The following is a 25133-nucleotide window of genomic DNA, read 5'->3' on the forward strand; positions in this document are numbered from 1 at the left end:
GGCAGATCGCCGCCGCCCGCTTCCGTCACGTCCGGTATTCCGAACGCTACGCAACGCTTCGAACAGGCTTCGACCAACCCCTTGCCGAAGCCTTAGCCGAAGGTTAACGTCCCGCACCGCAACGCCTTTCGAGCCCTCTGGCGCTGATGCCGTGCGAGCCGCAGCCGTACTCGAGACAAGGACGTCACCATGTCGGCAATGAGCAACAGCAACTGGTCCCGCCGATCCCTCCTCCGGGCCGCGGCCGGCATGACGGCCGCCGGCACCCTGGCCGCCTGTGGGGGCAACAACGGCCGCAGCGGCGGGAGTTCGGGCGCCGGCCTGGTGCAGTACTTCCACGCCTACGGCGAGGCGGGGACCGAGCAGGCCATCAAGAAGTACGCGGCCGCGTACGACAAGGCGAAGGTGTCCACGCAGTGGATCACCGGGTCGAACTTCGAGAGCAAGCTGTTCGCGAGCCTGCTCACCGACAGCGCGCCCGACCTGTTCGAGTTCCACCCGCAGATCCAGCTCGTCAAGAGCGGTCAGGTGGCGGATCTGACCGACATCGTCGCGCCGGTCAAGGACGACTTCAACCAGGCCGACATCCAGTCGCACACGGTCGACGGGAAGATATACGGCGTCCGGATGATCGACGACCCGCAGTTCTTCTTCTACCGCAAGTCATTGCTGGAGAAGGCCGGCGTGGGCGTGCCGCAGACCCTCGACGAGCTGATCGAGGCCGCCGCCAAGCTCACCACGGACAAGGTCAAGGGCGTCTACCTCGGAAACACGCTGCAAGCGGTCATCCGCCCGATGATCTGGGCGGCCGGTGCCGACACCCTGGACGCCAGGAACCAGCCCGCCTACCACACGGACGGTGTGGTCGAGGGCCTGAGCAAGATGCGCAAGCTGTTCACCAGCGGCGATCTGCTGCTGGACGCGCCGGCCGACTACTGGGACCCCTCCGCCCTCACCCAGGGCCTGACCGCGATCCAGTTCTGCGGGATGTGGGCCATGCCGGTGATGCAGCAGGCCCTCGGTGACGACCTCGGCATCTTCCCCTTCCCGAAGGTCGGCGACGCCGGCAAACCGTCGGTGTACAACGGCGGTTGGTCGATGTTCGTCAACGCCAAGGGCGACCGGGTCGAGGAGGCCAAGGAGTACGTGAAGTGGCTGTGGATCGACCAGAAGGAGTACCAGGAGGACTGGTCCCTCTCCTACGGTTTCCACATCCCGCCGCGCACCTCGATCGCCCAGTCCGCCGCCAAGCTGAAGACCGGTCTGCCGGCCGAGGGCGTCAAGCTGTTCAGCGAGTACGGCCACTTCGACAACATCGGCTGGACCCAGGCCATGATCAAGGCGACCGAGGACGTGTTCGCCGACTCCGTGCGCAAGGACGGTGACCCGGAGGCCTCGCTCGACAAGTGCGACAAGGTCGTCGGTACGGAACTCAAGAAGCTGTTCGGATAGGCGGGCGGACGGACCACGCCATGTCGACGACCACCTCGCGCGACCTCGCGGAGCCCGCCAACACCGAGCCGGTGAAGGCGCGTCCGCGGCGCGGGCCGCGGGGCAACGCCACCTTCAACTTCTGGGTGTTCACCGGGCCGTTCCTGATCGGCCTGCTGATCTTCGTCTACGTCCCGATCGGCTGGAGCGTCTGGCTCAGCTTCTTCGAGGCCCGCTTCACCGTCACGCCCAGCACGTTCGTCGGGTTCGACAACTACCGGTACATGCTGGAGAACGAGAACTTCACCGGCGCCCTCCTCACCTTCACCGTCTTCGCCGCCATCATCGTGCCGACCACCTGGGCGCTGTCACTGGGGCTCGCCCTGCTGGTGAACCGGTTGCGGTTCATGCGGGCGTTCTTCCGGTCGGTCTTCTTCCTGCCGACGGCGTGCAGTTATGTCGCCGCCTCGCTGATCTGGAAGATGTCCCTCTTCAACGGCGTCCGGTTCGGCCTGGCGAACACGGTGATCGGCTGGTTCGGCGCCGAGAACGTCGCCTGGCTCGCCAACCCCGACCCGCCCTGGTACTGGCTGGTCATCGTCACCGCGCGGCTGTGGCTGCAATCCGGTTTCTACATGATCCTCTTTCTGGCCGCGTTGCAGAACATCCCCGGCGAGCTGTACGAGGCGGCCGCCCTCGACGGTGCCAAGCCGGGATGGCAGACCTTCCGGCACATCACGCTGCCGCAGCTGCGGGCGACCTCGACGGCCGTGATCCTGCTGCTGCTGATCGCCGCCTACCAGGCCTTCGACGAGTTCTTCAACCTGTTGTCCAAGACCACCTGGGGACGGCCGCCGCTGGTCGAGCTGTACTACACCGCCCTGGGCGACAGCCAGGACTACGGGGCGGGCAGCGCCGGCGCGGTGATCCTCACCCTGCTGATCGTTCTCGTCACCCTCTTCCAGGGCAGGATCATGGGTTTCGGAAGGGGTGAGGGTTCCAAGTGACCACGACCGCATCCGAGGTGACCAGGACCGAGCCGGCCGCCGCGCCACGACGCCCCGCCCGGCGCGCCCGCGGGGTGATGGGTTCCGCCGGACTGTACGTCGCCGTCGGCCTCGCCGCCGTCCTCTTCCTGATCCCCTTCTACGTCCTCGTCCGCAACGCCCTCTCCACCGACCCTGAGATCACCGGTGAGGAGTGGAAGTTCTTCCCCACCGACATCCAGTGGGGCAACATCTCCGAGCCGTTCGACGACACGACGGTGGACTTCGGCCGGGCCCTGTGGAACTCGCTGGTCGTCGGTGTACTGCACACCGTCGGCACGCTGCTGGTGTGCTCCCTGGCCGGCTACGGCCTCGCCCGGATCCCGTACCGGCACGCCGACAAGGTGTTCCACGGCGTCCTGTTCACGCTGATGGTCCCCACGGCCGTCACGTTCGTGCCCGGATTCGTCCTGGTGTCGTCCCTCGGCTGGATCGACTCCTACCGCGGTCTGATCATTCCGGGCCTCTTCAGTGGTTTCACCTGCTTCCTGTTCCGGCAGTACTTCCTGGGGTTCCCCAAGGAACTGGAGGAGGCGGCGCGGGTGGACGGGCTCGGCTACTGGGGCGCGTACTGGCGGGTCGTCGTCCCCAACTCCCTGAACTTCTTCGCCGCGATCGCGACCATCACCTTCATCAACGGCTGGAACTCCTTCCTGTGGCCGCTGGTCATCGGACAGGACCCCAGCGCCTGGACGGTGCAGGTGGCGCTGTCGTCGTACATGACCAACCAGACCGTCAACTACCACCTGATCTTCATGGCCACGGCCATTTCCATCCTGCCCCTGTTGTTGGTCTTCCTCTTCCTCCAGCGCTGCTGGTGCAGGGGATCGCCCAGACCGGCATCAAGGGCTGAGCAAGGAGACCGATGTCTTTGCGCACCTCCCCCGCTCCCGGCCTCGCCCGGGCGGGGGGTTCCCCGTCGTCCATGTCCTACGTCGAGGACGTGTCGCCGGGCTCCGGGGCCCTCCCGCCCCGCGCCTGGTATGCGGCTTCGGACGCCAAGGCGCTTTCGCTCAACGGCAGTTGGCGCTTCCGACTGTCGGCGACGGCCGACGCGGAGGACGAGTCGTTCGCCGCGGCGGGCCACGACGCCGGGGACTGGGCCGAGGTCGCCGTCCCCGGTCACTGGGTTCTCCAGGGGCATGGCTCCCCCATCTACACCAACCACCTCTACCCCTTCCCGGTCGACCGCCGCGGGTGCCGACCGAGAACCCGACGGGCGACCACCTGCGGGTCTTCGACCTGCCCGAGGACTGGCCGGCCCTGACGGAGGGCGGCGCGGTCCTGCGCTTCGACGGCGTGGAGTCCTGTGCCCGCGTCTGGCTGAACGGCACGGACATCGGTGAGTTCAAGGGCTCCCGCCTGCCGCACGAGTTCGCGGTCGGCCATCTGCTGAAGACCGTGGGCAACGTACTGGCGGTGCGCGTCCACCAGTGGTCGGCGGGCTCCTACCTGGAGGACCAGGACCAGTGGTGGCTGCCGGGCATCTTCCGTGACGTGACGCTGCTGCACCGCCCGGCGGGCAGCGCCCTCGACTTCTTCGTGCGCGCCTCCTACGACCATGTGACGGGCGAGGGCACCCTGTGCGTGGACTCCGACGTCGACGGGCGGGTGACCGTGCCCGCCCTCGACATCGATGTCGCGACGGGCGAGGCGGTGACCGTCCCCGTCGAGCCGTGGAGCGCGGAGACGCCCCGGCTGTACGACGGCGAACTGGTGACGGAGGGCGAGCGGATCCCGCTGCGCATCGGTTTCCGCACCGTTTCCCTGGAGGACGGACTGATCAAGGTGAACGGCACGGCGGTGCTGTTCAAGGGCGTCAACCGGCACGAATGGCATCCCGTGCGGGGCCGCGCGCTCGACCTCGAGACGATGCGCGAGGACGTGCTGCTCATGAAGCGGCACAACATCAACGCCGTCCGCACCTCCCACTACCCGCCGCACCCCGCCTTCCTCGGGCTGTGCGACGAGTACGGCCTGTGGGTGATCGACGAGTGCGACCTGGAGACCCACGGCTTCGTCGAGCAGGACTGGCGCGACAACCCCGTCGACGACGACCGCTGGACCCCGGCCCTCCTCGACCGGGCCTCCCGCATGGTCGAACGGGACAAGAACCATCCGTCGGTGGTGATCTGGTCGCTGGGCAACGAGGCCGGCACGGGCCGCGGGCTGACCGCCATGGCCGAGTGGATCCGCGGCCGGGACACCTCACGCCTCGTCCACTACGAGGGCGACCTCGACTGCCGTGACACCGACGTGTACTCGCGGATGTACGCCTTCCACGACGAGGTCGAGCGCATAGGCCGGGGCCTGGACGGCGGGACCGCGAAGCGGCGCCGGCTGCCCTTCATCCTCTGCGAGTACGGCCACGCCATGGGCAACGGCCCCGGCGGACTCGCCGACTACCAGCGGCTGTTCGAGTCGCACGAGCGACTCCAGGGCGGCTTCGTATGGGAGTGGATCGACCACGGCATCGAGGACGGCCGTTACGCGTACGCTTACGGAGGCGATTTCGGCGAGGAACTGCACGACGGGAACTTCGTCTGCGACGGCCTCCTCTTCCCTGACCGGACCCCCTCCCCCGGGCTCGTCGAGTTCAAGAAGGTGATCGAGCCGGTCCGTATCGAGGGCGACGGCACCGACGGCACGGTGCGGGTGACCAACGCCCATGACTTCGCCGACCTTTCGGCGCTCGCCTTCACTTGGTCGTACCAGGTGGACGGCGAGACCGTCGAGACCGGCCCGCTGGGCGTGCCACCGTTGGCACCCGGCGAGTCGGCCGAGGTCAAGCTGCCCCGACCGCCGGTGGACGGGCGGGGCGCCGAGACGTCGTGGACCGTGCGGGCGCTGCTGGCGGCCGACACCGCGTGGGCGGCGCGGGGCCACCCGGTGGCGTGGGGACAGTTCGCGGCGGCCGCCCGGCCGCGGCCGGTCGTCGTTCCCACCTCCGCACCGGTCGCCGGCGAACGGCTGATCACCCTCGGCCCGGCCTCCTTCGACGCCCGCACCGGCACGCCGACCTCGATCGGCGGGGTGGCCGTCGAAGGGTTGCGCCTCGATGTGTGGCGGGCACCCACCGACAACGACGACGGCGCCGAGTGGCAGGCTGACACCCGCTACGGCGTGCTGTGGCGCGACCTGGGCCTGCACCGCATGCGACACCGCCTGGACGCGATCGAGTTGGGCGACGACTCGTTGACGGTCCGGACCAGGGTGGCGCCCCCCGCCCGCGAGGTCGGACTCGCCACGGTGTACCGCTGGACCTCCGACGGCAGCCGGCTGAGGCTGACGGTGTCCGTGGCGCCCGAGGGGAACTGGACACTGCCGCTGCCCCGGCTGGGCATCCGCTTCGGACTCGCCGGAGCAGACCGCGTGACCTGGTTCGGCGGCGGGCCCGGCGAGGCGTATCCGGACAGCAGGGCGGCGTCGACGGTCGGCCGATGGCAGTCGACTGTGGACGATCTACAGACGCCGTACGTCCGTCCACAGGAGAACGGCGCTCGTGCCGACGTCCGCTGGGCGGAACTCGGTGGACTGCGCATCGAGGGCGACCCCGAGTTCTGGTTCAGCGCCCGGCGCTGGACGAACGAACAGCTCGACGCGGCCCGGCACCGGACCGACCTGGTGCCCGGCCGACCGTGTGGGTCAACCTCGACCACGGCCAGCACGGCATCGGCTCGCAGTCCTGCGGCCCGGGCCCGCTGCCCCGGTACTTCCTGCACGCCGGCCCCGCCGAGTTCTCCTTCGTGTTCGCGGGGACGGCTGACCGGCCGACCGGCTGACCGGCTGACGGCGGCCCCAACTGTTCCACCGGCCGCCGGGTCACGACCCGGCCGGCCTCGGCCGTGCCCGTTCCCACGGCGTGTTCCCTGCCGTACGCCGGGACCCGGGTTCGGTCGATCCGCCGGCACCGAGGAGTCAGGGGAGTGAGGGCCCACGGTGGCCCACGGTGGCCCGCATGGGGAGGCAACGCTCAGAAAACGGCTACCGCGGCGGACGGTCGTGATCCACGATGACCTGCATGAACGACCCTTACGGCATCCCCCGGCCCCGCCCCGTCCTGCCCGGCGAGTTCCCGCTGTGGGAGGAGGCGCTGGCGCTCGTCGACCGTGACCTGGACGCGCTGCTCCCGGACCGGGGACCCCTGGTCCTGCTGGCGCTGCCGCCCTGGGACGAGGACGACTCCGATCGTGAACACGTCTACGTCGCGCTGCCCGACGGCCGCTGGCACGGCAACGACCTCTGGCACGGGTCCGCGTCCGACCCCGCCGCCGCGCTCGCGGCGGTCGCCGAGGCGGCGCAGGACACCGTCATGGAGTGCCTCTGGCAGGTCTGGCCGGTCTGCGCCGAGCACCGCATCGGGATGCACGCGCGCCGGGAGGACGGCCGCCCGGTGTGGTGGTGTGCGGGCGGCCGCGACCCTCGGGACCCGGCGCACGTACGGGCGGCGGTCGGTGAGCTGGACGCGCCGCACCGACCGCGCCGGGGACGCCGTGGACGGCGCTGACCTCAGTGGTCCGCGCAGCAGGGCGTCGGTTCGGGCACCTCGAACGGCACCAGGGTGCCGCCCGCGGCGGGCATGGCGGTGAGGACCAGCTCGCCGCTCCGCCACTGCGGGCGGACATGGTCGTGCGTCACCAGGACGGTGGCCGGGCCGGGTCCGTCGGCCGCGCCCAGCACCGTGACGCGGTCGATCGCGGAGACGGCCAGCACCTCCTCGACGGTCGTCGTGCCGCGCAGGAGGTCCGCCCCGCGGTACAGCACCGCTCGGCCCACGGCGTCCGGGGCGCCCTCGGTCACCTCGTACCCCTGGCTCACCGACCACGCGCGCACGTCGTCCAGGTCCGCCTCCGACTCCGACGCGAGAGAGACGACCACGCGCGGACGCTCGCCCCGCACGAGGTGGGTGCAGCCGAACCCGCCCTCTGGCAGGGCGAGTTCGGCAGTGAGCGCGCGGAGCAGGTGATCGGCGGTGCGCAGATCGCGCAGACCGGCGTCCACGGTGACGGCGTACGGCATGCGGACGGGCGGTGTCACGACGGCAGGACCCACACCGGGTTGGTGTAGAACCACAGGTCGGCCCAGGGGTCCGCGTCACCGACGACGTCGATCGCCGGGCCGGCCGGATCGACGGCGGCGCCCCTGGCGCCGACGGCGCTGCGGTTGCCGTCCGAGCCGCGCAGCCGGACGTACACGGGCCGGTCCACCCGTCCGAGGTCGTAGGTGAGCCGTACCGTCCCGCTCGACTTGTTCACCTCGTAGGTGCGGACGACCTTCGCGGTCGGCGCCGTGAAGGTGTCCTTGTCGGAAACCGGTCCCGTGACGTCGCCCTGGATGACGTCCACTCGCGCCAACTTCGGCACGAAACCGGCCCAGTTGGCGGCCCCCGCGAGTGCCACGTCGACCGTCAGCGTCACGGTCGTGCCTTTCTTCACGTGCAGGGCGCCGCCGAGGGTGGCCCAGCGGCTGCCGCCGGAGACCCGCACGTCGAGCCCGCTGAGGAGCTGACCGTGGTCGACCCAGATGCGGCCGGCCCGGATGCCGTCCATGACGGCGGCGTACGAGAAGCCGTCGGAGCCGACGTGGGTACGGCTGTACTGGCCGGGCCAGTAGTCGCCCTGGGTGATGTCGATCTCGCCGCCGTGGACCGGGTCCTGGTAGCGGCCGTCGGTGGCGAAGTCGCCGCCGGGGCCGCGCACGGCGGTGTCGGCGTAGACCTGGTGGGAGTCGGAGTTGGCGGTGATCCACCAGGGCTTGCCCTCGGCGATGAGGCTGTCCCACAGGCCGCCGACGGTGGCCGTCATCCAGTCGAAGCCGCCCCAGGTGCGGTAGCTCTCCAGGGGATAGCCGGCGAAGGAGTTGGCGCTGGGGTTGTTGTCGTAGATGCCGCGGGCGCGGGCCGGGCCGAGCGGGGCGGGCAGACCGGCGGCCTGGTGGCCGGGGGCGCCCTCGAAACCGACGGCGATCTGATGGCTCGCGGGCGTCGCGTCGCGCCAGGCGCGGATCTCGTGCGGGGAGTCGACACCGCGCCGCGCCGGGTGGTTGGCGAGCATCAGCGCGTCCTTGACCTTGCGACGGCGGACCTGGTCGCCGAGGAAGGCCAGACCCGCGACGGCGAGGGCCTCGTTGGCGGGCGTCGAGTCGGAGGCGCCCTTGACGCTTCCGTCGTAGTCGGTTTCGAACTGCTTCAGGACGGAGACCTCGTTCCGCCCCGGGTGGACGAAGACGGTGCCGTGCTCGGCGCCCGGGATGTTCCACTCCAGCCCCTGGAAGACGAGGGTGTCCTCGTGCGCCGTCCGGGCCTCCTTGATGTCCGGGTTGACCTTCTCCACGCCGATCCTGGCGTGCGTGGTGCTGCCGTGGTCGGTGATGACCAGCCAGTCCATGCCGTGCCTGGCGCCCTGCCTGACCTGGTCGACGACGCGGTACTTGCCGTCGCTGCTGTACTGGGTGTGGATGTGGTGGTCGCCCGCCAGCCAGAGGAATCCCGTGGAGCGGCGGCCACCGGTGGGCGCGGCTGCCGGGGCCGCGGCGGCCGGAGTCGCGGCGGTCGTCTGGCCGAGGACGCTTCCCGCGGCCAGGCCGGCGCCGAGCAGGCCGGCGCGGCGCAGCAGCGACCGGCGGGACCGTTGCTCGGGGCTGAGGGCCTCGTCGGGCACGGAGGAGTCGAAGGCGGCGGGCAGCGCGGGGGCCGCCTCGTGGTCGTGGTGGTGCTCGTGGCCGTGATGGTGGTGGCCGTGCGCGTGTCCGTGCCCGTGTCCCATGGTGCCCTCCCGGTTGCCGCTGCCTTACGCGGCTGCCTTCCGCGGCGCGTGCGCGCCGCGTGAGGAGGATCAAGGCGAAACATGAACGTTGAACGACCGTGGAGTGAGCGGCGCCCGGCCCGGACACGGCAGCTCGCCCCGTCCCTCACTGTTCCCTCAACCGACCTTCCCCGTCACACTGATCGCCATCGAATCTGAGCAGCGTTCACCTTTCGTAGCAGTCCTTCCGACCGGGAGACACCCCCACATGAGACGACGACTCCTCGGTACCCTCGCGGCCGCCGCCCTGACCCTCACCGGCCTCGCGGCCACGGGCGCGACGCCCGCCGGGGCCGCCCCCTCCGCCGCGGCAGCCACCAGCGGTTCCTTCAACGTGCTCACCTACAACGTCGCGGGCCTGCCCGAGGGCCTGAGTTCGGGGAGCCCGGCGACCAACACCCCTCTGATCTCACCGAGATTGGCGGCGTACGACATCGTCAACGTCCAGGAGGACTTCAACTACCACGCGGCGCTCTACGCGGGCGACGACCACCCCCACCGGACCGCGACAAGCGGTGGCGTGCCCTTCGGCGACGGCATGAACACCCTCTCCGACTACGCCTTCGAGGACTTCGAGCGGGTGCGGTGGAACGCCTGCACGGGCACCAACTGCCTGACCCCGAAGGGGTTCTCACTGGCCCGGGTGCGACTTGCCGAAGGCGTTTTCCTGGACCTGTACAACGTGCACACCAACGCCGACTCGACGGACGACGCGTTGGCCGCCCGTCGTGCCAACATCCAGCAGCTGTCGGACTTCATCCGGGCGAACTCCTCCGGCAACGCGGTGATCGTGATGGGTGACACCAACACGCGCTACACCCGCGCCGGCGACAACATCCGCACGCTCGTCACCGAGAACGGGCTCACCGACCCCTGGGTGAAGCTGGTCAAGGGCGGTACGCCGCCGGCTCAGGGAGCGGACGCCCTGCTCTGTCCCACGACCGCCCCGACGAACGCCTGCGAGGTGGTGGACAAGGTCCTCTACCGAGGCAGCAGGCTCCTGTCCCTCGACGCCACCCGCTACCAGAACGAGTGGGCGTCCTTCCTGGACTCCGCGGGCGGCAACCTCTCCGACCACTTCCCCCACACGGTGGACTTCTCCTACACCCTCAACCCCACACTGCGGGCCAGCGACTTCTTCGGCGGCCCCCACGGTACGGCGTTCACCGACGCGGACGACCTGCCGGCCACCCCCGCTCCCCGCACCCTCACCCTGCGCGGCGGCTCCCGTGTGGACGCCGTCTCCCTGACCCACGACGGCGGTACGACCCTCACTCACGGCGGCACCGGCGGCACGGCCACCTCACTGACCCTGGCGGCGGGAGAGCACCTCACCTCGGTCCGGCTGACACAGGGCCAGAAGGACGGCCGTACCCGCATCTTCTCGGCGTCCTTCACGACCGACAAGGGCCGCACCCTGTCGACCGGAACGGCAGGCGCCGCCACGAGGACCTTCGCCGCCCCGTCCGGCTGGCAGATCGTCGGCTTCACGGGCCGCGCGGGCACCGAAGTGGACAAGCTGGGCGTGGTGTACGCACCGATCGGCTAGGGCCGTGGTCCAGGTGCCGCCTGCACCGTGAGGCAGGCGGCACCTCAGCCCCGCTGGGTCACCGAGCCCCAGATCCTCGTCGCGACCGGATCGCCGGGCTGGTCTGCCTCGTTTCCTTCCACACGTCCGCGGAGGCTGGTCGACGTCAGATGCGGGACACCGTGCCGCAGTCGGAGAGGCTCTCCTCGAAACTCCTGCTGCGGTCGTAGGGGTCCTCGGTCGGGCCCGTCGGCGACGGCCCCGTGGATTGCGTGGAAGGAAACACGGGATGCAGAAAACCGTCGTGGACGTCGCAGGCGTCGTTGCCGATGTCGCCGTTGTACTCGACGAGGGTGAGTCTGCCGGGGGCGACGTCGTACTTGGCCGGGTCGGGGAGTTCGACGTGGAGGACGCGGCGCACGATCGTCCGCGTCACCTCGGTGCTGCCGTCGGCCCGGGAGACCGGATACACGAAGGTGTAGTCGGCATGCACGGCGACACCGGCGTACTCGCCCCTTGTGAACGTCATGTGCCCGCGCGTCTTGACCACGTCACCGACGAGCCGCACCTCGTCGGGATCGAAGCGGCTGAACAGTGAGAGGGGATCGTGGTCCTCGTCCGGTGAACGCAGCGAACCGTTCAGATCGTCGAGCAGGTGCGGTTGCCCCGGGTCGAGGACCGCCAGCGCCGCCTCGGGACGCTCACCGCGCAGGGTCGCGGGATCGAGATTGGCGCCGACCAGGAGCTTCTTGGTCAGCCGCAGCGCCTGCCCGACGCGTTCCCTCGAGACGGAACCGACGGCCTTCGCGGCCGGCACGACGATCCCGGCCTCCCCGTCGCCCCAGCCGAGCGCGGGCGAGCCGGCGAACGGCCGGTCGAGGGTGGGGACTTCCTCCGGCGCACGACCGGGGGCGGCCGTGGGAGCGGCCGTCTCCGCCGGCAGCGGAGACACCCTCACGTCCTTCGGCTGCCCCGATCCGAGGGGGTCGCCGGGCAGCAAGGACGGTTTCAGCGACACCGCGAGTGCACAGAGTGCCAGGGCAACACCCAGGAACGGCCACACCCTCCGCCGGCGGCCGGCGGCCGGGTCCGGGCCGGCGCGCCACGGCTGGGTGCCTCACCGCGAGCGTCCTGCTGCCGGAGCCGCTCGGTGACCATCCGGGCACGGGCGGAGGGCTCCTTCGGTGCGGCATCGGCCGCGCCGCGTTCGCTGCCCTCGAGGAAGGCGCGAAGTTCCTCGTCGGATATGGACGAGCCGTCGTTTCCGGAATCTTCGGAGGATCCACCGACCACCAGTAAGCGCCTTCCCATGTTCACGAGTGGGGACGATGTAAACGATCTGTCAGCACTTCCACAAGTTGCTCCTACGCTTCGGCCGGGGGCAGTGACCGTGATCACGCCGCATTCGCCGCGAAGCCACCTCACCGAGACACCCCTTAGGATCCTCCCTGACCCGCCAAGGCCCCCCTACGAACAAGGCGCCTCCCATGCCCCGAGCCGGCCTCACCCCGGACCTTCTGGTCGCGGCCGCCGCAGACCTCGCGGACGAGGCCGGGTTCGACAACGTCACCCTCTCCGCGCTCGCCCGCCGCTTCGGCGTCAAGGACGCGAGCCTGTACTCGCACGTCAGGAACCTCCAGGACCTGCGGACCCGCCTCGCGCTGTACGCGGGCGCGGAGCTGATCGACCGGATCGCCCTGGCCGTCGCGGGCCGCGCCGGCAAAGAGGCCCTCGCGGCCTTCGCGGGCGCCTACCGCGAGTACGCGCTACAGCATCCGGGACGGTACGCCGCCACGCAGGTTCCCATGGACCAGGCCCTGGTCGCCGAGGCCCCGGCCTTCCGCCGCACCGCCGACATCACCTACGGCATGCTCCGGGCCTACGGCCTGGAGGAACCCGACCTCACCGACGCCGTACGCCTGTTGCGGAGCACCTTCCACGGCTACTGCGCCCTGGAGGCCGTCGGCGCCTTCGGCGCACCCCGCGACGTCCAGCGCTCGTGGGACAGGACGATCGACGCCCTGCACACGGCCCTGACGCACTGGCCCGGCGGCAGGTGACCGACCTCCTCGCGCGTCGCTTCGGGAAGGGCACGTCGAGATCGGGGAACGGAGGAAAGCAGCTGCGAGCACGGCAACCGTCGCCGTGGCACGTCCGCGACGGAGCCCTTCAGCCCGCCCGCTCCGCCGCACTGCGCTCCACGCAGAACTCGTTGCCCTCGGGGTCCGCGAGGACCGCCCACCCCGTGCCGTCCGCTCTGCGGTGGTCGGCCACCAGGGTGGCTCCGAGCGCGAGCAGGCGGTCGACCTCCTCCTCGCGGGTGCGGTCCTGCGGCTGGAGGTCGAGATGGACGCGGTTCTTCACGGTCTTGCGCTCGGGGACCGTCACGAAGAGCAGGCCGGCGCCCTCGATCAGCGCCTCCTCGTCGCCCGGATGGTCGTCCTCCTGGAGGGGCTCGCCCAGGGCGGCGGACCAGAAGCTGGCCAGAGCGTAGGCGTCCGCGCTGTCGATCGTCATGTGACGGATCTTGGAAGTCATGCGGGGGATTCTTGTCCACCCGTCTCCGCGCGGCAACGTAGATACGGCATCCGGCAGGCGGACGGCACCGCACCCCGCGGGCCGACGGCCCGGCCCGCCCGGGAAGTCGCCGCCCATGACAACTCCCCTGCCGGGCACCGTCTTCGGCACCGGCGACGACGCACCAGGGCAACCGCACGACACGACGTCCCTCGCGCCACCGCATCGGTCACCCGGCCCGCAAGGCCGCGATCGGCGCCCCCGCGGCCGCCGGAGTGACCGTCGGCGTGGCCGTCGGCGCGTGGTGTGCCACCGGCGCGGCGGCGACGACCGCCCTGAGGCTCGGCAGCCCGGGAGCGGGACGGGCCCCTCGGCGGGACCGGAGGGACTCCGCTCCTCCGGCCGGCTCAGTCCTGCGGACCGGCGGCGGCGTCGGGCGCGGTCACCCGTCCGTCCCCGCCGCACCGGTGACCCGTACGCCGTCCGAGGAGAGGTGCACCCGGACCTCGGGCCCTCCGCTCCAGCGGACCTGGACGATCCCGTCCACCGTCCGCACGGACACCAGTTCCTCCAGTGGAACCGGGTCCGTCTCACCGGTGAGGCGGGCGAGGGCGACGAACAGCGAGTCGCCGTCCCCCGTGACTCCGGCGAGCGAGCCGTCCAGCCCGGCGACCGGCAGGAGTTCGGCACGGACACCGTCCTCCCGCGCCGCCCACCCGGTCACCCGTACCGGCGTTCCGGGCTCCGCGCCGGCCACCCCGTGCACCCGCACCTCCGCGGCCCCGCGTGCGAGCACCACACTGGTCACCCGGGTTCCCCCGCCCGAGGTGTGCCGCGACGCCGCCCAGCCGTCCCCCACCCCCAGCGGTTCGATCCCGGTGCGGCCGGGATCGTCCCCGACGACCACGCTGTTGTCGTACGACGGCGAGGGCGCCGTCGCCGTCGAGTACGCCAGCCGCGTGTAGTGCGGGTCGTACCGCACGTCCTCGCTGCCGTGGTTGTGGAGGCGGACCAGTCCGTCCGAGCGGGTGGCCTGGAGCAGCCAGTTGGGGGCGGAGAGCGGTGTCACCGCATCCGTCCGTTCCACCGGTGCGGGCTCCTCCACCGCCGTCCACACCTCGTGCTCCGGCGGAAGAAGCAGACCCAGGAAGGCCTTGGCGGCCCAGTAGGGCGAGGCAGGGCCGGAGTATCCCTGCAGCACGTCCGGGTCGGGGCCGTGCCAGCCGAGGCTCAGCAGTCCCCGCTCGTCGACGGCGCCCCGCCGGAGGAAGTACCGCAGCGCGCCCGAGGCCAGACGCCGGGTCTCGCCGGGCGGCAGCGGGGTGTGGCCGGTCAGGGCTCCCAGCCACAGCGGGACCGTGGTGGCGAAACGGTAGGTGAGGGAGCGGCCCTGGCGCATCGGGGCACCGTCGGCACCGAACAGGCGGGCGTAGTCGGTGAGATGCCGCGAGAGCCGGCCGCCGTACAGCTCCAGCAGCCGGGGGTCGTCGTCGAGCCAGGCGTGCAGGACCGGATAGAGGTGCATGGCCCAGCCGTTGTAGTAGTCGAAGGCGCGGCCGGCGCCGTCGGTGTACCAGCCGTCCCCCACGTACCACTGCTCGATGCGCTCCAGGCCGCGGTCCACCGCTTTGCGTGCGGTGTCCGATTCATGGTCGACCGCATGCAGAAAGCCGCCGACGGTCACCGGGAACAACTCCCAGTTGCACGGCCACGGTTCGGCCGTCAGGGCATCGGCCAGCCAGTCCGCCGCCCGCTGCCGGACGGCGTCGTCCAACCGGTCCCAGAGCAGTGGGCGGGTCAGCCGGAGCGCGAGGGCGATCGACGCCGCTTCGACCAGGGGCTGACCGCGGTCCTCGATGCGGGGCCAGGCTCCGAGAACGCCCGCCGCCAGGCCGTCGGCGTAGCGCTCCAGGGCCGTCTCGTCACGCCGGAAGGCCGCGAGGAGCAGGGTGCGGGCGTAGCCCTCCAGGCCGTCGGAGAGGCGGCCCGACCAGCTCTCGCGGTCGCCGGGAAGGTGGTACAAGGCGCGATCTTCGGTGGCGTACGGCTCGACGGCGGCCAGCAGGGCGTCGGCGGCCGCCTCCCAGTGGGCGCGGGTGTAGCCGGTGCGGGGGCTGAGGGTGCGGTCGGGTGGGGGGAGACGCATCGCGGGCTGCTTTCCTTCCGAACCGGGGCGCGGACGGGCCGTGGCCTGCGCAGCCGTCCGTCCGTGCGGGCGGCGGGCCGAGGCCCGTGGGCGGCGGCGGTCCGCTCGCCCGCCCTGGGGCGAGGCCTGGGGGCGTCCCGGTTCCGGTCGGGGCGCCCCCAGGGGTCTATCCCACCCGCACGAGGCCCTCCGGCACCAGGTGTCGGGCGACGAGTTCGTCACGGACCAGGCCGGCGTAGACGGTGGCGCCGTGTACGGAGGTGTGCGTGTTGTCCCGTTTCTCGGTGTAGAGGTACAGGGCCTTGGAGCCCTCCACGCCCAGGGACTCCACCAGGGTCCTGGTCTTCGCCGTGAGGTCGATCAGCGGGACGTCCCGCGCCTGTGCGACCGAGCGGACGACGGCGGGGTGGTCGACGCCGAGGCCGTTGACCAGCAGGGCCGTTCCGTTGTTCAGCGTGCCGTCGGCGTTGAACCAGCGGCGCACGATCGGGGTGACGAGGACCGGCTCGCCGCCCTTCTCCCGGGCGCCCGCGACCAGCGCCTCGAGGTTCGCGCGGTAGGTCGCCTCGTCGGTCGTCTTGTCGTTGTGGGCCAGTTGGATCAGTACCAGGTCGCCGCGGTGGATCCGTGGCTGGACGGTCGCCCACAACCGCGGGTTCCCCAGATAGGTGACCGTACTCTCCCCGGAGTCCGCGTGGTTGGCGACGGAAACGCCCTTCCGCAGGTATTGCGGGAGTTGCTGACCCCAGCCGGAGTAGGGGTCGCCGGGCTGGTCGCAGACGGTGGAGTCGCGACGAGGAAGACCTGGCGGGCGTGCCGGGCCGGGGTGACGCGGATGTCGGCGAGGGCAGGCGCCGAGCCGCCGAGGACGAGGTCCAGGCCGGGGGTTCCGTCGACGCCGGTCGGCTCGCCCTCGGGGGTGCGGACGTTCACGGTGAAACTGCGTGCGAGGTGCTCGCCGGCCGGGACGGGGGTCTCGGGCAGCAGGGAGCGCCGGGTCTCGCCGCCGATCGCGGTGCTCGACGCGGCCTCTCCGCCGAGGAGGACCTTCACGTCGTAGGTGCCGGGCGGGACATCGAAGTGGCAGCCGGTGGCGGTGCAGGCGGCGATGCCGAGCGCCGGGCTGCCGCCGTCATGGGCCTGGGCTGCGGGTACGGCGGTCAGGGCGGTGGTCAGGGTCAGCGCCGCCAGCACGGCGGGGGTGAAACGTCTCACTTGCGGCTCCTCGGTCACGGCAACAGGACCTGGCGGAGGACCGTACCGCCTCCGGCAAGCGCTTTCTAGACCTCGGACGCACTTGGCACGGTTACCGACCTCCAGCGGGTGAAAGCCCTTTCGCGAAATCGATTCAACTGCCACCCTGGCGAATCACCCGCACCCCCACACCTCCCGAAGGAGGCACCCCCATGTCCGGATCCGAGAGCCAGCGCCCGGTCCGACGCCGCACCTTCGTCCTCGGCGCCACGGCCGCCGCCGGCACCGCCGCGCTCGCCGGTCCCCTCGCCGCCCCCGCGTCCGCCGCGGCCTTCGGCTACACCGATGACGGCTCGAACTACGTCGTCGACACCGGAGCCGACCTCGTCTTCAAGGTCAGCAAGACCAACGGCGACCTCACCTCGCTCGTCCACCGCGGCGTGGAGTACCAGGGCTACGGCGGCATGAACTCGCACATCGAGTCCGGCCTCGGCACCTCCACGGTCTCCGTCAAGCAGTCCGGCCCGACGATCCTGGTCTCCGTCGCGTACGGCACGCTGAAGCACTACTACGCCGCCCGCAGCGGCGAGAACAACATCTACCTGTGGACCCACAAGGCCGACACGTCCGTCTCGGCGACCCGTTACATCCTGCGCGTGCGGAAGGGCCTGTTCCTCAACGACCAGCCCGACTCCTACACGTACACCACCAGCACCATCGAGGCATCGGACGTGTTCGCGAAGTCCGACGGCCAGACCCGCTCCAAGCACTACTCGAAGCTGCGGGTCATGGACTACGACCACATCGGCTGGAGCGCCGGCGGCGTCGGCCTGTGGATCGTTCGCAGCAACCACGAGAAGGCTTCCGGCGGCCCCTTCTACCGCTCCCTCCTGCGCCACCAGAGCGCGGACGGCGGCGGCCTGTACGAGATCCTCCATTACGGCCAGAACCAGACCGAGGACCAGCGCTTCGGCCTCCAGGGGCCGTACGTCATCGCCTTCACGGACGGCGGCGCCCCCTCCTCGTCCCTCTTCCCGGGCACTCTGACCACGTCGTGGGCGGACTCGCTGGGAATCGCCGGATACGTCGGCGCCGGCGGCCGGGGCCGGGTGGCGGGCGTCGGCATCACGGGGCGGAACACGGCGTACCCGTACACGGTGGGGCTCGCCAACCCGGATGCCCAGTACTGGGGTTCGGCGCGGGCGTCGGACGGTCACTACTCGATCGGCGGGGTGCTGCCGGGGACGTACACACTCACCGTCCACAAGAGCGAGCTGGCTGTATACAGCACACAGGTGACCGTGTCCGCCGGGTCGACGACCAGCCTCAACTCCATCGCGATCCCGTCCACGAACGACCCGGGCAACGCGAGCGCCATCTGGCGGATCAACGAGTGGACCGGCTCACCCGCCGGCTTCAAGAACGCCGACCTGATGACGTACGCGCACCCCTCCGACGTCCGGGCCGCAGCCTGGACCGGCAACGTGGTCATCGGCAGCGGCAGCGAGACCTCCGCCTTCCCCTGCTACATCTGGAAGGACGTCAACAGCGGTCTGCTGGTCCACTTCAGGCTCACCGCGGCCCAGGCCGCCGCCGCGCACACCCTGCGCATCGGCGTGACGACGGCCTACGCCAACGGCCGCCCGCAGGTCGTCGTCAACGACACCTGGACCTCGGCCGTCCCCTCCCCGCCCACCCAGCCGAACACGCGGTCACTGACCAACGGGTCCTACCGGGGCAACAACCACACCTTCACCTACAGCATCCCGGCGAGCGCCTGGCAGACGGACACCAGCCGGTACAACGTGCTGAAGATCAACGTGGTGAGCGGTTCGGGGACGACCGGGTTCCTCAGTGCGGGAACCGCTTTCGACGCCGTCGACCTGCTTGCCTGAGTGGCCGGGCCGCGGTCATGTGCCGCGCGTCCACTGCTGGTTCGTCCCCCCGTTGCACGTGTACGTGATGACGGCGGCGGAGTTCGCGGTGGACGCGCCGTTCACGTCCAGGCACTCGCCGCTCGCGCGGGACCTGACGGTGACGTAGCTGCCGGTCGTGGTGAGCGACCACTGCTGAGCGGTGGCGGAGGCGTTGCAGTTCTCCTGGCTCACGGAGTTCGCGTTCTCCTGCACGCAGAGGGAGCTGCTCCGGACGACCAACTGGTGGTAGCCGCCCGCGACGGACTTGAACCAGTACTTCTGGTTGCCGCCGCCGTTGCAGTCGTACTGCTTGATCTGCGCGCCCTGCCAGAGGGACTGGCTGGTGACGTCGGCGCACTTGGCGGAGTGCCGGGCGATCAATGTGTTGTAGGTGGCGCTCGTGCCGGAGACCGTGCCCGCCGCCGTGTCGATCGTGACCTCCGGGGACCAGGCCATGGACATCGAGGTCGAGGTCGGGAAGGTCAGCGGCAGCCATACGTAACGGCTGTCGTTGACGGTCCCGCCGAAGGAGTTCCCCCACCGGTCGCCCAGGTAGAGATAGGAGGTGCCCGAAGTGCCCTGCACCGGCAGGACGTACGCCGTCTGGGAGTTGTACGTCGTCGAGTCGCCGACATTCGTCATCGCCGACCAGGGGCCGGTCAGGGACGTGGCGGTGGCGTACTGCTGCTGGTTGGGGTTCCAGCCGGTCGCGCCCGAGGTCAGCATGAAGTAGACGTTGCCGCGCTTGAACAGAGCGGGTGCCTCGCGGTGTCCGCCGTGCCAGGGATCGGCGACCAGACTCGCGATACCGGTGTGGTCGGCGGTGAGCCGGTAGATCTGGAGGTCGTAGTTCTCGCGGGCGGCGGACACCATGTAACCGGTTCCGTCGGTGTCGACGAACACGGTGATGTCGCGGGACATGTGCTGGCCGAGCGGCCGGAAGCTGCCCTGCCACGCGTAGTTTCCGTCCACGGTGTCGGACACCGCGACGGCGGCACGGGCCTCGCTGTAGTCGGTGCCGTTCTCCTTGTGCATCCACATGACGAACTTGCCTGTGGAGGCGTTGTACATGACCTTCGGCCGCTCGATGTTGGCGGTGGCCAGCTCGGGGTCGCTCGCCTCCGTCAGGACGTGGTTGCGGAACTCCCAGTTCCTCAGGTCGGTGGAACGGTAGGCGTCCACGTACCGGAACGTGTTGTCGGCGTTGCGGTTCTCGCCGAACCAGTAGTAGTAGTTCCCGACCTTGAGCACCCCGCCGCCGTGGGCGTGCACGGGGTTGCCCGAAGTGTCGGTGAACTGCGTGCCGTTGGCGATGGTCTGGGGCGCGGCCCGGGCCGGTCCCGCGGTGGCGAGGGCGCCGGTCAGCGCCAGACAGAGGGTGAGCAGGATCGCGTACGCACGTCGCATGTCACGCACTCTCCTTCACGGTGTCGGCGAAGGGGACGCCGATGTCGGGGGTGCCGTCCGGTGTCCAGGCACAGGCCTGGGCAGGGGTGCGGCGGTGTACCTGCGACCGGGCCTGGGCCTGGAGGGTCGGCTCGGTCGAGGACGAGGGGTGGGGCTGCACTCGGCTGCCTCTCGCCTGGGGGTCGTTCCAGCCACGAACAATCTGCAGATGTTCGACACTGCGAACGGCATGTGGAATCGCGAACGCCGAAAAGGTAAGGGCGTGTTACGAGGAGGTCAACGGGTCTGGCGAGACGAAGGGAAAGGCCTTTCACCGCCATTTCCGGCCGCGGCAGGTTTCTGTTATCGCGCCCGCCCCGGATCGTCTCCGAAAGCGTGCGAAGCCCTCTCCACACCACAGCAGCGGCCGCCGGCGCACTCGCGGCGGTCGCCGCCCTCCTGGCCACCGCTCCCCCGGCCGCGGCCGCCGCCTCCGGGACGTCACCGCCGACGTCCTCGGAGGCCGCGACGTGACCCTCACCGGCGACACGGCCGTCACCGTGCCACCGGGGAACCACGACCTACGACGGCGTCTTCCGCGGGCGGGGAACGCTCACCGTGCGCGGCCGCGGGACCCTCGTCCTGACCAGGGACAGCGACTTCACCCTGCCTGCCCCACGGCAGCGACAGACCGTGCGGACGCTCGGCGGCAACCACCCGTACGTGACCGTGACCCGCCCCGATCCGCCCGCGGTCACCGTCGAGCGCGGCGCGACGCTCCAGTACGGCGACGGCGGGACGACCGGGCTGATCGGCAGCTTCCCGTACGACACCCCGGTGTTCCGGCTCAACCAGGACAACATCCACGTCGACGGAACCCTGCGGCTCTCCCTGAGGAGCGCCTACAACCTGGGCACCATCAGCGGATCGGGACTGATCACCCAGCCGCGGTTCCTCTGGGGCACCTGGGACCTGTCGGGCACGCACGCCTTCTCCGGGGTGATCGACAACGGTACCCAGGTGAACGCCGGCCGCCCGGAGTACGCGACCTCCCTCCCCCGCGTGCGCAAGGTGCTCAACCAGGGCACCTTCACCGTCGACACCCCGCTGGGCCGGACGGTCACCATGGGGATGGACTTCTACCAGCGTGAGTACGGCAGCGACATCAACGTCCAGTCCCGGCCCGGCGGTCAGGTCGTGCTCAGCGGCCAGTACAGCTGGTCGGACCGGGGTGGCGACACCAACCCCTCGCTCAGCGATCCCGCCCTGAACCGGACCCCGGCGCGCGGGAACGTCAACAAGCGCGGCACCAACATCAAGGGGGCGGACGTGCGGTGGGGTGACGGCACCACGAGTGAGATCTTCATGCCGGGCACCGCGGAAACCGTGTACATCAACCTGCTGGCGGCCCGATCCCGTTCGAAGCTGACCTTCGACTACAACGGTCCGGTGACGCTCGGGGCGCCCATCGGTGGCGGCCGCTTCCACGACACGCTGGCCGCGCCCGGTGCCGGAGACATCGTCATCGCCGGCACCAGGGGAAACGACGTCACCTTCGCGGCCGCGCAGTACTACGACGGCTCGACGACCGTGCAGAAGGGTGCTGTGCTGCGGCTGGGGTCGGGCGCGACCGGGGGCGACGGTTCGCTGCTCACCGGGACGGACCGGCGGCGGATCGTGAACGACGGCACCCTCGTCGTGCGCAACACGAAGACCGCCGTCTCCCTGTCCCGGCTCGGCGGGAGCGGATCGCTCGTGCAGGCCGGCACCGCGACGACGACGCTCACCGGATCGGCGGTCACCTACACCGGGGCGACGACCGTCCGGAAGGGGACACTCGCGCTGAGGGACGGGGCCACACTCGTCAACAGCCGCTCGGTACGGCTCACCTCGGCCGGCTCGCTGCTCGACACGGGAGGTGCGGCCCTGCGGGTGACCGGTTCCCTCGGCGGTCGGGGCACGGTGCGCGGGAGCGTGAGGAACGAGGGCGTGGTCGCGGGCGGCCTGACGGTGAGCGGCGACTACGCGCAGGCGCCCGAGGGCGGACTCGTGCTGCGGGACAGGCCCTTGCGCGTCTTGGGGGAGGTCCGGCTGGCGGGGGCGCTCGACCCGGCGGCGGCCGGCAGCGCCCCCGGGGCCGAGGGTCACCGTCCTGGAGCACGCCGGAACCACGCCGGTCACGGGGGCTTTCGCGGGACTGAAGGAGGGCGGCGAAGTGAAACTCGCCGACACCGTCTACCGGATCAGCTACCGGGGTGGTGACGGCAACGACGTCGTCCTGACGGCCGCCACCGCGAGCCCCGCCGCCAAGGCGGCCGACCGGGCCTCGTCCGACGCGGTGACGACCGAGGCCCGCGGCGCCGCGGCCTCCGACGGATCGGCATGGTGGCCGTACGTGCTCGCCGCGGGGACGTTGGGCGGGCTGGTGCTGCCGGTGACCCTGCGCAGCCGACGCGGCGGACGGCGCGGAGGTGGTGGAGGTGGGCGGCACGCGGCCTAGGGACGGCGTGGGACCAGGGATGCGCACGTCGTCCCGGGCCCGCCGGTCCACCGTTCGGCCGGCGGGACCCACCGCGTCAGGGGCGACCGCGTACTGACACACCGTCACTTCCGGCCGGGCCGGTCGGCTCCGAAGTCTCCCGGCGGCCGCGCAGCCAGACGTACACCGGGATGCCCGCGAAGAGGAACAGCACTCCCTGGTAGACGGCCGCGTAACCGGCTCCCGCGATCAGCCAGAAGGAGAACCCGAAGGAGAGGGCGGCCACGACGAGGTCGCGGACCAGGCCCGCGGGACGGACCCGTGCGCGCGTGCCGCGGGCCAGCCAGTACAGCTGCGCGGCGGCGGACAGCAGGTACGGGACGCAGCCGGTGAACGTGGTGATCAGGACCAGCACGCGGAACGTGGTGTCGGGGCCCGCCGTGAAGTTGAGGCCGATGAGCACCGTACCGAGGACGGCCACGGCCCATACGCCGAAGCCGGGCACACCACCCTTGCCGACACGGGCGAACGGTCGCGGGAACAGCCCGTCGCGGGCAGCGGCGTACGGCATCTGCGCGGCCAGCAGGATCCAGCCGTTGAGGCAGCCGAGGATGGAGGCGACGGCGACGAGGGAGATGGCGGTGCCGCCCCAGGTGCCGCCGGCGATCGCGTTCACGGCGTCGGCGAAGGGCGCCCCGGAGTCGACGAGCCGGTCGTGCGGGACCAGACCGAAGACGGCGACCGTGCCCAACAGGTAGACCAACGCGGCTCCCAGTGTGCCGAGGACGCTCGCCCGGCCCACCGTGCGCTCGGGGTCGTCGACCTCGCCCGCGCTGACGGCGGCCGACTCCACGCCGAGGAAGCTGTAGAGCAGCAGCGCGGCGGAGGCGGCGAGCGCGCCGGGAACACTGTTTCCGGAGGCGTTGAACGGCCCGAAGTTGTCGGCGTCGACGAAGAACAGACCGACGGTGGCGACCACCAGCAGCGGAACGAACTTCAGCACGGTGGAGACGATCTGGACCCCGCCCACCCAGCGGGTGCCGGCGAAGTTGGCGGCGGTCGGCAGCCACAGCGCGGCCAGGGCGACGACCGCTTCGAGGGCGTGATCGCCGTGCAGGGGTATCAGCACGTCGACGTAGCCGACGACGGCGACGGCCAGCGCGGCGATGCTGACCCAGCACATCGTCCAGTACGACCATGCGGACAGGAAGCCGGCGAAGGGGCCGAACGCGTCGCGCGGGTAGACGTACAGGCCGCCGGTGACCGGGCTGCGGCGGGCGAGCCCGCCGAAGAGGAGGGCGAGGAGCAGCGCGGCCACGGAGAGGACGACGAACGCGAGCAGGCTGACCGTGCCGTACGGGGCGACCGCCGCGGGCAGCGCGAAGATGCCGCCGCCGATGATGTTGCCCATGACGAGGGCGGTGGCGGCGGTGAGGCCGAATCCGCGGCGGCGGGGAGTGGGGGCGGGCGCGGGGCCGGCGTCGGTGGCCTCGGTGGTGCTGGGGACAGTCATGGCTGATCCGTACGGTGCGGTGGGGGCGGGAAGCCCGTGATCGTAGCCCTGTATCCCACATGGTGGTCACCCCGTTCACCAAGCGGACAGAGTCGGCTCGTCCTCGACGGCTTCGACTAGCGTCGGTGCATGAGCAGCGACACCTCCTCCCCGCACGGCACCCACCCGCGGAGCACCTCGGCGCACGGTTCCTCGACGCACGGTTCCGCCGCGCAAGGTTCCACCGCGCACCGTCCCGCCCTCGCCGAGGCGCTCACCACCGGGGCCGTGGTCCTCGACGGCGGCATGTCCAACCAGCTGGAGTCCGCCGGACACGATCTGAGTGACGCGCTGTGGTCGGCGCGGCTCCTCGCCGAGCAGCCCGAGGCGGTCACCGAGGCGCACCTCGCCTACTTCGAGGCGGGCGCGAACGTGGCGATCACCTCCAGCTACCAGGCCACCTTCGAGGGCTTCGCCAAGCGCGGGATCGACCGCGAGGAAGCGGCCCGGCTGCTCACCCTGAGCATCGAACTGGCCCAGGAGGCCGCCCGCCAGGCCGCGGACGAGGGCGCACGGCAACCGTTGTGGGTGGCGGCCTCGGTGGGGCCGTACGGGGCGATGCTCGCGGACGGCTCCGAGTACCGCGGCCGTTACGGGCTGACGGTGAACGAGCTGGAGCGCTTTCACCGGCCTCGCCTGGAGGTGCTGGCGGCCGCCGGGCCGGACGTACTGGCGCTGGAGACCGTGCCCGACACCGAAGAGGCCGAGGCACTGCTGCGGGCGGTGCGTGGACTGGGCGTACCGGCCTGGCTGTCGTACAGCGTCGCCGGTGAGCACACCCGTGCGGGGCAGCCTCTGGAAGAGGCGTTCGAGTTGGCCGCCGGGGCCGACGAGGTGATCGCGGTCGGCGTGAACTGCTGCGCCCCCGAGGACGTCGAGGGCGCCGTGGCGACCGCGGCGCGGGTGACCGGGAAGCCGGTCGTCGTCTACCCCAACAGTGGTGAGGCCTGGGACGCCGAGGCCCGCGCCTGGAACGGCCGCTCCACGTTCGCGCCCGAACAGGTACTGGCCTGGCGGGAGTCGGGCGCCCGGTTGATCGGCGGCTGCTGCCGGGTGGGGCCGGGCGCGGTCGCGTCGATCGCGCGGACACTGACGGCGGCGTGACCGCGTGACCGGCCGGGGCTGCCGGCTGGTG

At 71.0% G+C, this 25133-nt stretch carries 15 protein-coding genes and 4 pseudogenes; 10 read left to right on the forward strand and 9 right to left on the reverse strand.

The window, feature by feature from the left end; translation table 11 throughout:
- Positions 1 to 189: 189 nt before the first annotated feature.
- The 5 genes and pseudogenes from BM536_RS26010 (at position 190) to BM536_RS26030 (ending at position 6984) form a co-directional block, all read left to right on the forward strand.
- Positions 190 to 1452, forward strand: a complete 1263-nt coding sequence (locus BM536_RS26010) for an ABC transporter substrate-binding protein (RefSeq protein WP_073494258.1) — start codon at positions 190 to 192, stop codon at positions 1450 to 1452.
- Between the two features lie 20 nt (positions 1453 to 1472).
- Positions 1473 to 2438: a carbohydrate ABC transporter permease gene (locus BM536_RS26015; RefSeq protein WP_073494260.1), complete on the forward strand. Its 966-nt coding sequence runs from the start codon at positions 1473 to 1475 to the stop codon at positions 2436 to 2438.
- Positions 2439 to 2515: 77 nt separating this feature from the next.
- Positions 2516 to 3330: pseudogene (locus BM536_RS26020) on the forward strand (carbohydrate ABC transporter permease).
- Between the two features lie 12 nt (positions 3331 to 3342).
- Positions 3343 to 6259, forward strand: a pseudogene (locus BM536_RS26025) (glycoside hydrolase family 2 TIM barrel-domain containing protein).
- 239 nt (positions 6260 to 6498) lie between these two features.
- Complete coding sequence (locus BM536_RS26030; protein ID WP_211362950.1) at positions 6499 to 6984, forward strand: hypothetical protein; 486 nt, start codon at positions 6499 to 6501, stop codon at positions 6982 to 6984.
- 2 nt (positions 6985 to 6986) lie between these two features.
- Here BM536_RS26030 and BM536_RS26035 read toward each other — a convergent pair whose 3' ends face one another.
- Positions 6987 to 7514, reverse strand: a complete 528-nt coding sequence (locus BM536_RS26035; protein ID WP_073494277.1) for a hypothetical protein — start codon at positions 7512 to 7514, stop codon at positions 6987 to 6989.
- Positions 7511 to 9241 (reverse strand): PHP domain-containing protein, encoded by a 1731-nt coding sequence (locus BM536_RS26040; protein ID WP_094103580.1) that lies wholly within the window; start codon positions 9239 to 9241, stop codon positions 7511 to 7513. The genes BM536_RS26035 and BM536_RS26040 overlap by 4 nt, the downstream gene beginning before the upstream one ends.
- A gap of 247 nt (positions 9242 to 9488) precedes the next feature.
- On the opposite strand from BM536_RS26040, the gene BM536_RS26045 reads away from it, so the two are divergent.
- Complete coding sequence (locus BM536_RS26045; RefSeq protein WP_073494265.1) at positions 9489 to 10829, forward strand: jacalin-like lectin; 1341 nt, start codon at positions 9489 to 9491, stop codon at positions 10827 to 10829.
- 145 nt (positions 10830 to 10974) lie between these two features.
- On the opposite strand, the gene BM536_RS26050 is transcribed toward BM536_RS26045, so the two are convergent.
- The gene (locus BM536_RS26050; protein ID WP_342748840.1) at positions 10975 to 11760 is read right to left on the reverse strand and encodes a hypothetical protein; all 786 of its coding nucleotides are present in this window, start codon (positions 11758 to 11760) and stop codon (positions 10975 to 10977) included.
- A 535-nt stretch (positions 11761 to 12295) separates the two neighbouring features.
- Between BM536_RS26050 and BM536_RS26055 the strand changes: the two genes are divergently transcribed.
- Complete coding sequence (locus tag BM536_RS26055; RefSeq protein ID WP_073494267.1) at positions 12296 to 12868, forward strand: TetR-like C-terminal domain-containing protein; 573 nt, start codon at positions 12296 to 12298, stop codon at positions 12866 to 12868.
- Positions 12869 to 12977: 109 nt separating this feature from the next.
- On the opposite strand, the gene BM536_RS26060 is transcribed toward BM536_RS26055, so the two are convergent.
- From BM536_RS26060 to BM536_RS26075, 3 genes and pseudogenes are all read right to left on the reverse strand, one after another.
- Positions 12978 to 13346: a VOC family protein gene (locus tag BM536_RS26060; RefSeq protein WP_073494269.1), complete on the reverse strand. Its 369-nt coding sequence runs from the start codon at positions 13344 to 13346 to the stop codon at positions 12978 to 12980.
- 421 nt (positions 13347 to 13767) lie between these two features.
- Positions 13768 to 15471 (reverse strand): DUF2264 domain-containing protein, encoded by a 1704-nt coding sequence (locus BM536_RS26065; protein WP_094103581.1) that lies wholly within the window; start codon positions 15469 to 15471, stop codon positions 13768 to 13770.
- A 166-nt stretch (positions 15472 to 15637) separates the two neighbouring features.
- A pseudogene (locus BM536_RS26075) lies at positions 15638 to 16686 on the reverse strand (rhamnogalacturonan acetylesterase).
- 191 nt (positions 16687 to 16877) lie between these two features.
- On the opposite strand from BM536_RS26075, the gene BM536_RS26080 reads away from it, so the two are divergent.
- Entirely contained in the window at positions 16878 to 18560 is a 1683-nt protein-coding gene (locus BM536_RS26080; RefSeq protein WP_073494271.1) for a rhamnogalacturonan lyase B N-terminal domain-containing protein, read from the forward strand.
- 15 nt (positions 18561 to 18575) lie between these two features.
- Here the strand turns inward: BM536_RS26080 and BM536_RS26085 are convergent, their stop codons facing one another.
- Together BM536_RS26085 and BM536_RS40850 are read right to left on the reverse strand one after the other, a co-directional pair.
- On the reverse strand, positions 18576 to 19988 hold the full coding sequence (locus BM536_RS26085; RefSeq protein WP_073494273.1) for a family 43 glycosylhydrolase: 1413 nt from the start codon (positions 19986 to 19988) through the stop codon (positions 18576 to 18578).
- A 1-nt stretch (position 19989) separates the two neighbouring features.
- Positions 19990 to 20148, reverse strand: coding sequence for a hypothetical protein (locus BM536_RS40850; RefSeq protein ID WP_158086542.1), 159 nt, complete (start codon positions 20146 to 20148; stop codon positions 19990 to 19992).
- Between the two features lie 215 nt (positions 20149 to 20363).
- Here BM536_RS40850 and BM536_RS26090 point away from each other — a divergent pair.
- Positions 20364 to 22467, forward strand: a pseudogene (locus BM536_RS26090) (autotransporter-associated beta strand repeat-containing protein).
- A gap of 76 nt (positions 22468 to 22543) precedes the next feature.
- Here BM536_RS26090 and BM536_RS26095 read toward each other — a convergent pair.
- A complete protein-coding gene (locus tag BM536_RS26095; protein ID WP_094103583.1) occupies positions 22544 to 23959 on the reverse strand; it encodes an amino acid permease in 1416 nt (471 codons plus the stop codon).
- Positions 23960 to 24088: 129 nt separating this feature from the next.
- On the opposite strand from BM536_RS26095, the gene mmuM reads away from it, so the two are divergent.
- Complete coding sequence (gene mmuM / locus BM536_RS26100; RefSeq protein WP_094103584.1) at positions 24089 to 25102, forward strand: homocysteine S-methyltransferase; 1014 nt, start codon at positions 24089 to 24091, stop codon at positions 25100 to 25102.
- Positions 25103 to 25133: the final 31 nt, after the last annotated feature.

Source organism: Streptomyces phaeoluteigriseus (assembly GCF_001896135.2).
Taxonomy (GTDB): Bacteria; Actinomycetota; Actinomycetes; order Streptomycetales; family Streptomycetaceae; genus Streptomyces; species Streptomyces phaeoluteigriseus.